The following is a 13998-nucleotide window of genomic DNA, read 5'->3' on the forward strand; positions in this document are numbered from 1 at the left end:
TTATCCCTCCTCGGGCAGCTCCGGGAAGTTTCTTCAGGCACCCTTGCCTTAGCCTACATATTCCCTCCTTTCTGGGGCTATGACTGGACTTTCACCAGTTAGTTCATGACCATGCCGGTCACACCGCTGCTCCGCTTTGCTCCAAGATCATATTCATACGGAACGGATGACCGCTACTGCTCCGGCTGCTTCTGTTTCCTATTTCCGACAAACCGGCTTACCGGACTCGGGGAGCGCAGACACGGAACCCTACGCTGCTGAACGCACTGCCAGGAACACCCCAGTAACGGTTAGCAGCCCGCACGACCCTCGGGTCATTGCCCCAGCCGCCGCCCCGGAGCACCCGGGACGAAGCACCAGACGTAATCACAGGATTTTTTCCAGCATGTTTTGAATAAGCCTTCTTATCATACACATCTTCACACCATTCCCATAAATTACCAAGCATGTCATACAGGCCAAAGGGATTGGAACGAAAACTGCCGGTCGGCGCTGTGAATTTATAGCCGTCACTGCAGGGAAATGCGTTACTCCAATTGCTTCCTTTGTCGGCAATATTGGCATAGGTGCAGGCATTTTTATCCTCCCGGCCCCAGAACCGCATGTCTGTTATGCCGCCCCGGGCGGCATATTCCCACTGGGCTTCCGTAGGCAGGGCAAATGTCTGATCTGATTTTTTTGACAACCACTTGATAAACGCCTTGGCATCGTTCCAGGATACGGTCGCTGCCGGATGGGTGCCGCTCTGGCTGTATCCCGGATTTTTCCAGTTGTGTCCGGATTTTTCTTTCCACGTCCAGTCTGTCTCTTTGTTGTAAATCCATGCTTTGCCCTTTTTATCCGCATCGGTCCGGTATCCGGTTTCCCGGATGAACAACGCGAACTGATCCCGGGTCACCTCTTTTCGGGCCATCCAGAACCCGTCCAGGCAGACCTGGTGCCGGGGGTGTTCATCAGTATAATATTTATCATAGTTTTCCTGACCGTATTCTTTAATCAGGTAATCTTTTTCCGACTGAGTTTGTCCCATCTGGAAACACCCTTCCCGCACCCGGACAAACACCATGCCCGTGACCGGTTCGGTCCAGGTATCACCGGGAGAGGGCCGGAGAACCGTCTCAGGCACGGATTCTTCAACAAGGTCTATATTCAGCACAAGGTTCTGTTCCGCCTCAAGGGATATCCATTCTCTGTGCCGGGTATACCCGCTTGCCGACACTTCGATATGATACCTGCCCGGCTCAAGTTGAATGCCGTCCCGATATTTGGGCGGAATATTGAGTATTCTGACCCGGCTGTCCGGCGGAGTGGGTTTGACTGTGATACTGCCTTCTTTAAAGGGTGTCCGGTTTCCGTCCCCCGGTCCCCCGGCTAAAAAATATCGTGGAATGGGGGTGTTTGAAGTCCACGGGATCTGCTTGTCCCCGGTCTCTGCCATCACACCCATGCCGGCCTGGTTAAAAATATCCTGGATATTCAGCCCCGGCACAGGGAATGCCGAAAGCAAATGGCGGGTGTAGGTGCCGTTTCTACCGGTGCCGTCCAAGGCCACGGAGCCCGGACTGGTGGCATAGGCAATAATGGTGCCCTTGGGGGCATCCATGCGGGCCAGGCCCTGGGAGGCACTTCTAAAACTACGGTGAAAGGGGTTGTTGCGGCAGGCGTCCAGGATCACGATGTTCAGGCGGCTTCCAGCCGCCGCCATTTTTTTAATCACCCGCCCGGCGTCCAGGCTTTCAAACTCAACATCGGTCTCATCCGCCACCGTGCAGCCCACAGGAATCAAGTAGTTGCGGTTGTTGAACTGGATACCATGGCCGCCAAAAAAGAACAGCCCCACGTCGGCCCGGCGCAAGGCCTTAGAAAACCTGGAAAGGTAATTGAGCATTTCCCGCTTGTTCAGGTTGGTCCCTTTGATCACTGTAAATTTCAGCGTTTTGAGAACCTTCTCCATATCATCGGCATCATTGGCGGGGTTTCTCAACGGCGAGGTCGTATAATTGCCGTTCCCAATCACCAGGGCTACACGCCGGGTATTGATCCGCTTGATTCCCCGATCATCCTGTGCGGCACTGCCGGTACAGACTGTCAGACTGAAAATAATAATCCATGTCCAGCACACTGCCGGAATATATTTTCGATTCCCTTTTGTGACCATTGGCATATTGTCATTTTTCCTTTCAAGGTTTTTAATTTGGGCTTGGTCATAACATCGGCCACAGCGTAGGTTGGGTTGAACGAAGTGAAACCCAACAACTTATCGGCGTTGGGTTTCGTTCCTCAACCCAACCTACCGGAAATCCGTATGGCCTAAAATATGATCAAGGTATATGTTTGTTCCCCTCGGGGAAGCAGGAATATACGTTGTCCGGTAAGCCTTTATGGCAGCCTGCCGGGCTCAGGGAACGCAGAGACGGAACCCCATGAAGCTGTAAGTATCGCCAGGATCAAGCCCGATACGGATAGCAGACCGCACGAACCTCGGGTTATTGCTCCAGCTGCCGCCCCGGACCACCCGGGAGGTACTACCGGATAAAACAAGTGGATTTTTTGAGGCATGCTTTGCGTAGGCATTCTTATCGTAAACATCTTCACACCACTCCCAGACATTGCCGGACATATCATAAAGACCAAGGCCGTTTGGGGATTTGTCAGCGACCGGGTGTGTTTTCCCTCCGCTGTTGTCATCATACCATGCCAACTGATCCAAATGATCACCACCGGCATATGTTTCATCTTTCCCCCCGCTTCTGGCCGCGTACTCCCACTGGCTTTCCGAAGGCAGTTTAAATTCTTGACCTGATTCCGTGCTTAGTTTCGATGCAAATTTTTTGGCATCATGCCAGGATACTTGTTCTACAGGGTGGCTGTCCCCGGATTTAAAATATGACGGATTATTTCCCATAATTTTTTTCCACAGATTATTTCCCATGATTATTTTCCACTGCCCCTGGGTGACTTCGGTTTTTCCCATCCAGAAGCCGTCCAAACAAACCCGGTGGACCGGTTTTTCCTCGTTATTTCCTGAATCACTCCCCATCCTGAAACACCCTTCCGGCACCCAGACAAAGACCATGCCCGTGACCGGCTCGGTCCAGGTATCGCCGGGGGAGGGCGATACCGGCCTTACTGGCTTATTATTTGTATTATTTGTATTATTTGTATTATTTGTATTATTTGTATTGTTTGTATTGTTTGTATTGTTTGTATTGTTTGAACTGATTCCCAAGGTCCCTTGTAAAGGTCGGAGGATCGGCTCAGGTTCGGATTCTTCAACAAGGTCTACATTCAGCACAAGATCCTGTCCGGCCCGAAGGGTGACCCACTCTCTTTGCCGCGTATACCCGTTTGCCGACACTTCGATATGATATCTGCCCGGCTCAAGTTGAATGCCGTCCCGATATTTGGGCGGAATATTGAGTATTCTGATCCAGCTGTCCGGCGGGATGGGTTTGACCGTGATACTGCCTTTTTTAGAGGGTATCCGGTCACCGCCCCCCGGCCCGCCGGCTAAAAAATACCGGGGTATCGGAGTATTTGAGGTCCACGGGATCTGCTTGTCCCCGGTCTCTTCCATCACGCCCATGCCGGCCTGGTTGAAAACATCCTGAATATTCAGTCCCGGTACAGGGAATGCCGAAAGCAAGTGACGGGTATAAGTGCCGTTTCTGCCGGTGCCGTCCGAGGCCACGGAACCCGGACTGGTAGCATAGGCAATAATGGTGCCCTTGGGGGCATCCATGCGGGCCAGGCCCTGGGCCGAACTTCTGAAACTGCGATGAAAGGGATTGTTCCGGCAGGCGTCCAGGATCACGATGTTCAGGCGGCTTCCGGCTGACCCCATTCTTGAAATCACCCGCCCGGCGTCCAGGCCCTCATATTCAACATCCGTCTCAGCTTCCACTATGCAGCCCACAGGAATCAGATAGTTCCGGTTATTGAGCTGAATCCCGTGGCCGCCAAAAAAAAAGAGCCCCACATCGGCCTGACGCAACGCCTTAGAAAACCTGGAAAGATGATTGAGCATTTCCTTTTTGTTCAGATTGGTCCCTTTGATGACTTTAAATTTCAGCTTTTTGAGAACCTTCTCCATATCATCGGCATCATTGACCGGATTTCTCAACGGCGAGACATCATAATTGCCGTTTCCAATCACCAGGGCCACACGCCGGGTATTGATCCGCTTGATTCCCCGGTCATCCTGTGCGGCACTGCCGGTGCTGACTGTCAGACTGAAAATAATAATCCATATCCAGCACACTGCCGGAATATGTTCTCGATTTCTTTTTGTGGCCATCGGTATATTGTCGTTTTTCCTTTCAAGATCTTTAATTTTAAGCAAATGCCTTAATTTTTGATCAGTCGAATCATGTCTCCATGCCCGGAAAATCCTAAAGTCGGCGTCTGCTGACTTGTCGGGCACGTTGCGGGCGAACACATTCCTTTTGATTCCGGCATTTCCCATCAATACCTTTAGGGTCATATCCCGCCTTTTTCAGAAGCTCTTGCAGTTTTTTCATCTCGGCACTGTTTTTGATCGTTTAATGTGACAGTCATCGACCGGATATCCTTTTGAACCAGATCCCAGGCCGGCAAGTCGAATTAAATCTTTACAGATAGATAACGGACACAAAAAAAAAATGCATCATTTTTTTGGGCGAAGACAGCTAATTTTTCAAATTTGATAATCTGTCCGTATTAATATGTATGGGTAGGAACCTGAATGACAAAACGGATTGAATCATTTGATGGTCAAAGGAGTTTAACCGATGAAATTATTTTTAACACCACTTGCGTGTCTTGTCTGCTTAAGCCTGTTGTCCTGCACCCATTCACAGGTCGGACATAATGGGGAGCCGCCTGTTTCAACCGGGCCGAAACCCGGTTTAGACAGGCTGGGCGGTCATCTTGTTGCTCAACTTGAACTCGATTACAACAGCCCCTACCGAATTGAGGTGGAAATCAGAACCCCCAAACCCGAAGACGGGGAGCATTATCTGCTGCTGGGAGAAACGCTGGATCGGCAAATCAAAGAAGCGCTGGGAAGGTCTATGATTTTCCAGACCCAAAATGGCGGAAATGCCGAATTTTTCCTGAAACCGGAATACAAGTCCGGAAAAAACACAACCATTCTCCACCTCACATTGATGCACAAGCAAAACCGGAGCGTGGCTGCAGTGTCCCGGATGATTGTTTACAATCACTGTCTTCCACCGGACTTATTTAAACCGGCCATTCGATCTCCCGAGGACTTGACCCGTATTGCCGGAAAGATTCTGGTAGAGAGATTTAATTCCGGAGCAGCCAGGGACGATGCCCCCGTCACTTTGTTCATTGATCCCCGGGGGGTCAAGGCGCATTCTTGCCAATTAAGCCCTTCTTTGAGCAAACGATTGACCATGGGGTTCAACACGATCCTCTCCGACGGTGTCCCTGGCATCAGTCTGGTGGGCACTCGGCAAGAGGCATCTCTGATCCTGACCGGGGATATCATGCGAAACGACAAGGGGATTATTGTTCATACCCGGCTGAAGCAAATCAAGGCTTCCGGGCGGATTCTTTCTTCGTTCAGCGGCATTATTCAGGAGGCCTTTGTCAAATCGGAATGGTTTGAAACAGATCCTTCGGATGAAAACCGCCGGCTCCTCCCCGGGGGGTATCCGCCCGTGCCGGAGCCTTTCAAGCTGGATCTTTCCACCGGGAAAGGCAGAACCGGGTTGTTTTTCAAAAAAGGAGAAGCCGTCACCATCCATGCCGGAAGCAGCAGAAGGGCTTTTATCAAAATTTTCAACGTGGCGGCAGACGGCACAATGATCAGAATCTACCCCAACGCGTTTACCAGTCCCGCACCTGTAATGATGCCCGGACAGATCTATACCATACCGGCAGATCATTATGATGCGGATTTTGAAATTGAAGTGAAAGAGCCCCTGGGGGAAGAATTGATTGTTGCCCTGGCTTCGAACTCTCCTTTGCCGGATTTTCCGGCTTACACCAAAACCGGGTATTTCGGGGTCAGAATCTTAGATGCCGAGTTTTCTGAAATGAAAAAATGGGCAAACGCTGCGGCCGTGAAGTATGGTGCGCAGATTTCCTGGAATGTTCTGCCGTTCAGGACAGGGAGAGGTAATCATGAATAAAGCAATGTTGACCGGATTTCTGATTGGTACGATCCTGGTACTTACCGTCTGGCTCATGTTTTTCAAGGGGTCGGGCTACAGTGAACCGGAAAGTCCAATGAATCCCCAAGTCATATCCATGGATGTTGGAAAAAAAACTGAACTTGAAGGGGGTTCACCAGATATGGTAAGTGATTTACACGATGACGCCGGGGGTGAAAGTCAATCGGAAGTCACGGTCCGGATTCCGGATGAAAGACCTGGGCCCTGGAAAACTGCTGACGTAGAATGCGTGGCTGACGAACCCGGCGCTGACGTACAGGCCCAGGCGAAACCCCAAATGAACGGTGCGTTACCTGACGATTCGCCCCAGGGTTCCGATCATCGGGAAAAAGCCGTCTTCTGGCAGGGATTTTCAAGCCGCGCCAAGGCCCTGAAGTTCGCCCGGTATGTCGGTTCCGCCCTGAACCTGCCCTGTGAGGCGGAAAAAACAGAAAAAGGATACCAGGTCTTTTTCCGGTATTCCGATCCGGCCGACCAACAGAGAAAAATGACGATATTAGAGAACGCAGGGTTTCTCAAATAGTGTCCAAGTCCGTAAAGTAGGATACGGAAACTGGCAATGGACCAGGATTATGGGCAGCAATCCTTCGCGTTCTGAAAAATTCGTCTGCCCTATTAATCTTTAACAAGTGCGGCCATAATAGAAAGTGGCAAAATCAGCCTATTTCGTGAACCTTTTAACCTTTTGAAACCAAATCCTTCATAGAAAGAAGCAGCATTTTCATTTTTGGCATCAACGACCATACCCAAAATTCCTATCTTTTCCGCTGCTTCCATCGTTGTTTTGAAGGCGTGGAAAATCAAGGCATCTCCGTAACCTTGTCCTTGAAACGCTTTATCAACTGCAAGTCTGCCAAGCAGTAAAAACGGAACATCACGATAACTTGCCAGTTTAATCTCGCTTGGTAAATTATCACGCGAGACAGAATGCGCACTGATAGAATAATATCCAATCAATTGTTGTTCTTCCGCCAAAACATATATTCTGGTCAAGCTGCGTCGTTGATCCTGGTTAGTACCACGTTGCAAGTAAAGGTTAAGTGCCTCAAGTCCGCAATCAAAACTTTTACGATCATGTTTTTTCGGGTTCAGGTGTTCAAATTGCATTTGGGGTAGTAATTTTTTTGTATTTTTTTGCTGCTTTAATCATACGCTCTGTTGGTTTCGGCAAGTTATCGAGCATATCAAAAAACATATACCAATCATCTTGTGTAAATTGTGTTTTTTCATGCGCTGCTATAATTGCTTCAGCTTTTTCACGAATGCTATGACGAATAAATTTACTCTTATCAAGTTTGACATACGAACGGGCACGTTCCATTAAATCTGCTGTCATAGCATCCATACGGAATTTTAATGTATTATCTTTTATTGCATTTACGCTCATAATGGCACCTCGGATTATTATTTTTTCTTATTGTACCCACAAATGTACCTCTTGTCAAAAATTTTTATATGAAATTAGAGACAAGAAACTATAAATCACGTCATCCTGCCTTTAACCATTTTTTTTTGAACCAAAATCATTGCATGTCCGTAATTTTCTTTAAAGGCACAAATTAAGAACACCCAGAACCTGTAAAAGGAGAAAACAACCATGCAGCAATTCAAACAAACAATCATTTACCCTGTTATCTTTTTCAGCCTGCTGGGCATGGCGGGAGCTGCGGCCGGGGCACCGGTCATCAACCTGTTTCCCAGTGATGTGCAGGAGCATATCAGCCATACCGGAACCATGGCCAAGGACATGGAAACGGCCCTGAAGGGCATCATTGAAAAGCTGGATACACAGACTAAGCTTTACCGAGAAATCGGGTGTGACAATTCCGATGATCCCGGGTGTCTGGAAATCAAAAAGCAGATCGGTGACCATTATAAGGAGATGCTTGAAATCATGGAATCCAGTCTTCCGGAGATGAAGCAGACCGTGGCGGCCACGGGCAGAGGCATAGAAAAACGGATTAAAAAGGAGCTGGGCCGGAAAATCAGTCCGGCCGGTATCCAGAAACTACTGTCGGGCAGCGCACGGCCAAAAGTCGTAAAAAGCCGGGTCTCCCTGTCCAGCCGGTTTGCAAGGTATTATGAGATGATAAAAGCCGGCGGCGGTAGCAGCATTGCCTCCCTGGCTTCGGAGATTTATCTCGACAGCCATGCCGTTATGGAGACCATTGATCTGATGACCCAGGAAATCCAGCGGCAGAAGATGGTGATCGTGGTTGAAGGACAGTGGGGAACAGTTACCCCGGAAATGGTCTCCATGGTCAACACCGTAAAAGAAATCGTGTTCGGTGAGTTTGACGATACACCTGTTCTGCCCGCCATGGCTGCCGGCCCGGAAGCGGAAGGCACATTCGGAAGTGAGCTGGACATGGACTAAGGCCCATGAAAGTAAACCGATTACGAAATGCAGATGTCACCCACCCCACACCTCAATACGACAAAGGAGAATAAAATGAAAACCGACTATTTGAAACCGGCCCTATCCGTACTGATTGCCTGCTGCTTTCTGGCAGGGTGCAATACCCTGTCCCCTCAACCCGTTGAACCTAAGGTTTCCCCGGTGGCAAGCTGTCCCCTGCCATCCGGCAACCTGGTTCCCAATGCGTTTAAAACAGCCAAAGAAACGCTGTCCCATCCCGATTGTTCCGGACGGTTTGATGAAATTTTTGAGGCATTGTTGAATGTCTGCAAGGGTGCCCCGTCCCTCAAAAATAAAAAACGATTTGAAGAATTTCTGGTCTGGGCCAAGAATCAGGGCATTATCACCACCCTTGAAGCAAAACATACCTACAACCGGTATTTTAAGGAGAGATTTATCTCTCTTCCTTCCGAATACCAGACATGCAGCTATTGTCTGAGTCTGTCTAAAATTCTGGAGGACGGAGAAATGGAACTAAAAGAAAAATATCTGGGACTGGTCAAAGTATGCGCAGATCAAAAGACCTATGCAAAAGCAAGTATGGAATGGGAGAAAATCGGCGTCATTCTGGAGGCTGCCTGCCTGGCCTGCGACAGTCAATAGACGTCAGCAGGCCGCGAGCTAAAATTTGATCATCGAATGTAAGGAGCGTGGACATGATAAAGGGAATGCTGTCAGGCGTTATAATTACGGTGCTGGGAATCTATCTTTTCAACCTTTCAGGCTTGATCATCATCAGTTCCGAAAAAGGAATTGCCCTGGTCTCTATTCTGGTATGGACCATGAAAAACCTGGGATTTTCCATCATCCCCTTTATCGTTGTCCTGGTGTTTTTCCTCTATTATCTCCATCGGCTTTTTGTTCAACTGGGCCATGAAGAGAGCGTAGAACCGGCACAGGTTGCGGCCATGCAGGAAAAACTGGATCTGTTGATCAACCTTTTTTTCGGTATTGGTGTGGTCTGGACGGCCATCGGCATGAGAAATGCCCTGGTTTTATCCATCGGTTCCATTGACGCGGAAACAGCTGCAAGCCAGGGCGCTTTTTCCATTCTGACACGGCTGGTGGACGGGGGGATTCTTCTTTCTCTTTCCACCACCATTGCCGGGGGAATCGGCGGCTATTTTATGAAGGTGTTAAAGGCCTGGTTCCTCGGCCCTAGACTGAACGCCTGTTTTGAACACCAGTATAAAAAAGAAGCCCGGGAAATACATGCCCGGCTGGACCATATTGCCCGGATCATGGAACAGAATACAGAAAAGAAGCAAGGAGATAAAATTACAAACGAAACCGCAAAGGAGTCCGCATGATTCGGTATCGACAACCGGGATTTTCTGCCCGGCCGTCCCTTGATGAAACGGAAAGCCTGCAGACGGACACCATGCGTTTTTTTGCTGTGATCTGCATGTGCCTGATGATTATTTTCTCCCTTGTCAAATCCATGCCCATAACCCGGAAGACAAATTCACCCCGGATCAATACTCAAAAGATTGTCAGGGATAAAATTACCTGCCTTGAACAAAGGGTTCAGACGGTTGGCAAAACCCTGGCCGCTATGGAGCAAGCACTTCAAAAAGCCGGAAATGAGCATCAACAGGTTAAAAGGCTACATTCGGCTTTTATAGAACAGATCACCATTCTTCAAAAAAAGAGAGACAAAATTATAACGCAACTTGAAACAACAAAACAGGCATATACTGAAAAACGTCAGGCCCTTGGATTTATCGAAGATGAGATCCAGCGAATAAAGCGGGGAATCCAGCGGCTTGAATCCAAAGCGGAAGATTTAAAACAGAATATAGCCGGGGATGTTTTGGTAAACCCCGTAGCGGCAAAAACAAAAGCAGAAGCGGAAATATCTCCGGAAAAAGAAAAAACAGGTTTCTCACTTGGTTTTTCATCCGACGATGCGCTTTTCAGCACGCTTAAAACGGGAAATCAAGTTGCGCTCTACATGCGCATCAAGGACAGATTCTGGCAATTTAAGACCGCCTCTGTTCCCTGGGCCTTTGTACCGGTTTCATTTTCAGGCCGAATTTATTACATGGACCGACAGACCGTACCGGATAAAGTAATCCAGGCATCTGCACAGGCAGTGTCCGTTCCGGGAACCAATGAGATTCTTTTTGGGGTGTCCCTGTCTCAAGGGATAACAAGGCAGATCAGCGCTCTGATGAAAGGCCGCAAGGGCGGAAATATCATCATTCAAAGCAATGGAAGGGTTGATTTTGAAAACTAAGGTACTTATGCACATTTTTCTGTGGCTATGTATCGTTACAAGTATGCCCCAAACCACAGAAGGGTTTAGAAAAGAGATCCCGGACATGGATTATAACCGGGCATGGAAAAATTATGCGTCATTAAAAACGGATCTCCTGCCGGCAAAAGAATATCCGTTTGAAGCCTGTTTTAAAAAAGCTGCCAAAACCTACGATGTTCCGCTTAGTCTGCTCATGGCCTTTGCCAGAGGGGCGAATCGGATTTTAATCCAAATGCAAAATCCACGGCAAACTGCCACGGCATCATGCAGATTCAATGGCCGGGAACGGCAAAGGATCTTGGTTTCACACAGTTAAATGACCTTTATAATCCTTGTAAAAATATCATGGCAGGGGCCCGGTATATCCGGATGATGATTGACCGTTATGACGGAAATATTCACCTGGCAGCGGCAGCGTATAATTACGGCCCCGGCAGGATCAAAAAGAGTTCGAAGTCGGATCCGGCCATTCCCGAGGGCGCCAACTGGTACAGCGGGTATATTTATCATCATCTTCAGGTTCTACTGGGTGGCTCTGATCTGCCGGGGCATTCAGGCCAAAAAAGAGAAAAATACAGACCCGGCAACAAGGTTCCCGTCAACATGTTCCACAACCCGGCCCGTGCCGAAAGATTCATGGCTTATTTCAGGAAAAAATTGCCGGAACTTGACATCGACTGGTTCAGAACCTCCTTTGGAGAAACCCATGTGGTACTGGTTTTCAGCTCCGAAAAACAACTTAAAAATGATGTCGGCCTGTTGAACCGCCTGGGCTTCTATCCGGATATAAAACGCCGGTTCAGATAACCGTAAGTGAGAATTTCGCCTTGAACCCGGCGGGAGATAATTTCCAACCCGTGTGTCTGAATTCAATTGAATAATTAAATCAATTACGTTAACAATACACCTATTTTCAGTATTCAGTTGTAGGGGGCTAAGGCAGTGTACCGATTCAAACTAAGGTTTGGGATTCATGGGCATATCAGTATCAGCGGAACTCTTAACAAAAGAAAATATCGATCAAATAGAAAAAAACTGTCAGAAATGGTTTTTTGATGAAAATGAGGGACTTGAATGCTTCAATTATATTCTTGATGCTTTGAAAGCGGATGATTGCAGGCGTTTAAAGGCGTTTACCGATAAAAGCGCCTCCGGCGCATTCATGAATACGGTAAGCTGCAATCTGATCATTGATTTCAAACGTAAAAAATACGGCAGACGGCGATTCCCTGAGGCCGTATCCCGAATGGGGCAATGGGCCCGGGCCGTGTACCGTTATGTGTGCTGGCAGAAATTTTCCTATGACGATGCCTTTCATCTGGTCAAAACGGAACCCGATCCCCTGTACACCGGTACCTATGACGACTACTTGAACGATATTGACCGTCTGGCAGAAATTAAGTGCCGTCAACATCCTGAATTTGAACACCTGGAAGATTACCACAGCCCGTCGGTGCAGGACAGCAGGGTTGATGATTTAAATCCCCTGGATCAGATCATTGATCAGTTCGATTTTGAGCAAAAAGCAAAGGCTGTGGCGGTGTTGAAAAAGACATTTTCATCCCTGAACGAAGAGGAACGGTTTATTGTTGACAAGCTTTACCACAGCGATATCAAGCCAGGACAGGTGGCACAAATGCTTGGGATGGACACTCGCCGGCTTAGTCGCATACGCCGGAAAATATTATTGAAATATAAAGAGGCATTACTGGAACAGGGCATCCGGAATTTATAATCTGTCCGTATAGGATAATCAGACACCTTGTTTCATCAGTGTGTTTTGGGTTTGGATTCTGGAGATCAGCATAGCAATACGAGGTCAAAATGGCAAAGTGGATTAAAGCAATCGTTGCAGCGTACAAAGAAGACCATGGGGAGTCCTGTGCCCATGGGATCTCTCCACAGGAAATGGCTGCCTTCATAGAGGGACGGTTGGCGTCGGCCCAAAGAGAAAAGGTTATCCACCATTTGAACCGCTGTCAGAAATGCAGTGACATTCTGGATATGGCCCTCATGGCCCAGGCGGGGAGCAGTCAAAGGGACAAAGTGGATCTCCACGGGGAACAACCTGCTTTTTGGAAGACGCTTAAACCCTTGTATGCCCTTGCCGCATCCATCCTTCTCATGGTGGTGATCGGGGCCGGGCTTTATCACTATGGCCCATGGAAAGGAACGCCGCCCGGTGACATGTCCGTTACCCTTCTCATGGACGGCAGGGTCAAAGCGCTGCTCATGGAAAACAGCAATACCCGTTGGGAGTCTCAAACCCGGATTAAAGGGCTTGAAACCCTGCTGTCTGAACATGGCATTAAGGCGGGCACGTTAAAAGGTGTGGTCATGGAGACTCCTTATGTTGCACAAAAATCTTTTTTTGCGGTGGATGAAGCGGTGGTTATTACCATTACGGACGGAATTGCCTATCTTGAGGTGAGATAATAAAAATGGGTGTGTCCCGCCTTTTACTCGATCTCGATGATCAAGTTTTTTCCCAAACCTTGTAAACACTGGGTTTGAAAGGAAACGGCATTGACTTAGAAGTCCACCATAAAGTCTCTACCGGACCAATCGGAAAATTAACTTTTTGATTAGCGAGTTATTTAGTATCTGCTGATTTTCTCTCATTATGATGAAGGTAGGCCTATACCCCTTTTAAGACCTTCATTGAAAATTCTGGTTAAAAAAAGGCTTCCATGGACTCAAAGGGCTTTTTAAGTCGATTTCATTGTTTTTTGGTCGCAATTCACCCATCCCGACAAACCGCAGGCAATCAACTATCTGAAATAAGGTTATAAGTCAGCCCAACAAGCCGAGTTTCATCAAGCTTTCTTCACTGATCTCTTCATCATTATAGAGCTGAATAAATTTTTTCAGATTGTACCCAATCTGACATAAAAGAGACCAGATTCGGTCTCCGTCAATTCCCCGATAAAGACTGAGACCAAATCCACGAAGGTTCTTTGCGACCGAGATAAACCCTTCCGTTGCGGACCGACCTTTTCGGCAATAGTCCTGTTCTTTTTCGTCAACATCCGAACTTTTGCCCAGAAAAATATGTGAGGTGTCTTTGGGGATTGTTTGATTTACCATGCTGCGATAGCCTTGATCTCCTATGCCATATTCAGGAGATCCTTTCATTT

15 protein-coding genes are annotated in these 13998 nt (G+C 48.0%); 10 read left to right on the plus strand and 5 right to left on the minus strand.

Features of this window, described 5'->3' with window-relative positions:
• Positions 1 to 217 precede the first annotated feature (217 nt).
• Together HXW94_RS16640 and HXW94_RS16645 are read right to left on the minus strand one after the other, a co-directional pair.
• Complete coding sequence (locus HXW94_RS16640) at positions 218 to 2164, minus strand: SUMF1/EgtB/PvdO family nonheme iron enzyme (protein WP_178368030.1); 1947 nt, start codon at positions 2162 to 2164, stop codon at positions 218 to 220.
• A gap of 234 nt (positions 2165 to 2398) precedes the next feature.
• Complete coding sequence (locus tag HXW94_RS16645; RefSeq protein WP_178368031.1) at positions 2399 to 4483, minus strand: SUMF1/EgtB/PvdO family nonheme iron enzyme; 2085 nt, start codon at positions 4481 to 4483, stop codon at positions 2399 to 2401.
• Positions 4484 to 4769: 286 nt separating this feature from the next.
• Here HXW94_RS16645 and HXW94_RS16650 point away from each other — a divergent pair, with 286 nt between their 5' ends.
• Together HXW94_RS16650 and HXW94_RS16655 are read left to right on the plus strand one after the other, a co-directional pair.
• Positions 4770 to 6140: a DUF4384 domain-containing protein gene (locus HXW94_RS16650; RefSeq protein WP_178368032.1), complete on the plus strand. Its 1371-nt coding sequence runs from the start codon at positions 4770 to 4772 to the stop codon at positions 6138 to 6140.
• Entirely contained in the window at positions 6133 to 6705 is a 573-nt protein-coding gene (locus HXW94_RS16655) for a hypothetical protein (RefSeq protein ID WP_178368033.1), read from the plus strand. Before HXW94_RS16650 ends, HXW94_RS16655 begins: the two co-directional genes overlap by 8 nt.
• Positions 6706 to 6797: 92 nt before the next feature.
• On the opposite strand, the gene HXW94_RS16660 is transcribed toward HXW94_RS16655, so the two are convergent.
• Both HXW94_RS16660 and HXW94_RS16665 read right to left on the minus strand, forming a co-directional pair.
• Positions 6798 to 7289: a GNAT family N-acetyltransferase gene (locus tag HXW94_RS16660; protein ID WP_178368034.1), complete on the minus strand. Its 492-nt coding sequence runs from the start codon at positions 7287 to 7289 to the stop codon at positions 6798 to 6800.
• Positions 7279 to 7569 carry a type II toxin-antitoxin system TacA family antitoxin gene (locus tag HXW94_RS16665; protein WP_178368035.1) on the minus strand — a complete coding sequence of 97 codons (291 nt, stop codon included), beginning with the start codon at positions 7567 to 7569 and terminating at the stop codon, positions 7279 to 7281. Before HXW94_RS16665 ends, HXW94_RS16660 begins: the two co-directional genes overlap by 11 nt.
• 210 nt (positions 7570 to 7779) lie before the next feature.
• Between HXW94_RS16665 and HXW94_RS16670 the strand changes: the two genes are divergently transcribed.
• The 8 genes from HXW94_RS16670 to HXW94_RS16705 all read left to right on the plus strand — a co-directional run bounded on the left by HXW94_RS16670 (position 7780) and on the right by HXW94_RS16705 (position 13297).
• Positions 7780 to 8559 carry a hypothetical protein gene (locus tag HXW94_RS16670; protein ID WP_178368036.1) on the plus strand — a complete coding sequence of 260 codons (780 nt, stop codon included), beginning with the start codon at positions 7780 to 7782 and terminating at the stop codon, positions 8557 to 8559.
• 75 nt (positions 8560 to 8634) lie between these two features.
• Positions 8635 to 9204, plus strand: coding sequence for a hypothetical protein (locus tag HXW94_RS16675; protein WP_178368037.1), 570 nt, complete (start codon positions 8635 to 8637; stop codon positions 9202 to 9204).
• A gap of 53 nt (positions 9205 to 9257) precedes the next feature.
• On the plus strand, positions 9258 to 9911 hold the full coding sequence (locus HXW94_RS16680; protein ID WP_178368038.1) for a hypothetical protein: 654 nt from the start codon (positions 9258 to 9260) through the stop codon (positions 9909 to 9911).
• On the plus strand, positions 9908 to 10840 hold the full coding sequence (locus HXW94_RS16685) for a hypothetical protein (protein WP_178368039.1): 933 nt from the start codon (positions 9908 to 9910) through the stop codon (positions 10838 to 10840). Before HXW94_RS16680 ends, HXW94_RS16685 begins: the two co-directional genes overlap by 4 nt.
• Positions 10830 to 11177 carry a hypothetical protein gene (locus HXW94_RS16690; protein WP_218576773.1) on the plus strand — a complete coding sequence of 116 codons (348 nt, stop codon included), beginning with the start codon at positions 10830 to 10832 and terminating at the stop codon, positions 11175 to 11177. Before HXW94_RS16685 ends, HXW94_RS16690 begins: the two co-directional genes overlap by 11 nt.
• The gene (locus HXW94_RS16695; RefSeq protein WP_246294157.1) at positions 11126 to 11668 is read left to right on the plus strand and encodes a lytic transglycosylase domain-containing protein; all 543 of its coding nucleotides are present in this window, start codon (positions 11126 to 11128) and stop codon (positions 11666 to 11668) included. The genes HXW94_RS16690 and HXW94_RS16695 overlap by 52 nt, the downstream gene beginning before the upstream one ends.
• Positions 11669 to 11834: 166 nt before the next feature.
• Positions 11835 to 12596 carry a hypothetical protein gene (locus HXW94_RS16700; RefSeq protein WP_178368041.1) on the plus strand — a complete coding sequence of 254 codons (762 nt, stop codon included), beginning with the start codon at positions 11835 to 11837 and terminating at the stop codon, positions 12594 to 12596.
• 89 nt (positions 12597 to 12685) lie between these two features.
• Positions 12686 to 13297: a hypothetical protein gene (locus HXW94_RS16705; RefSeq protein WP_178368042.1), complete on the plus strand. Its 612-nt coding sequence runs from the start codon at positions 12686 to 12688 to the stop codon at positions 13295 to 13297.
• Positions 13298 to 13654: 357 nt separating this feature from the next.
• Here the strand turns inward: HXW94_RS16705 and HXW94_RS16710 are convergent.
• The coding region (locus tag HXW94_RS16710; RefSeq protein ID WP_218576774.1) for a hypothetical protein at positions 13655 to 13998 on the minus strand (344 nt) is incomplete at its 5' end.

The sequence above is a fragment of the Desulfobacter latus genome, assembly GCF_013389365.1.
In the GTDB taxonomy this organism is placed as follows: domain Bacteria; phylum Desulfobacterota; class Desulfobacteria; order Desulfobacterales; family Desulfobacteraceae; genus Desulfobacter; species Desulfobacter latus.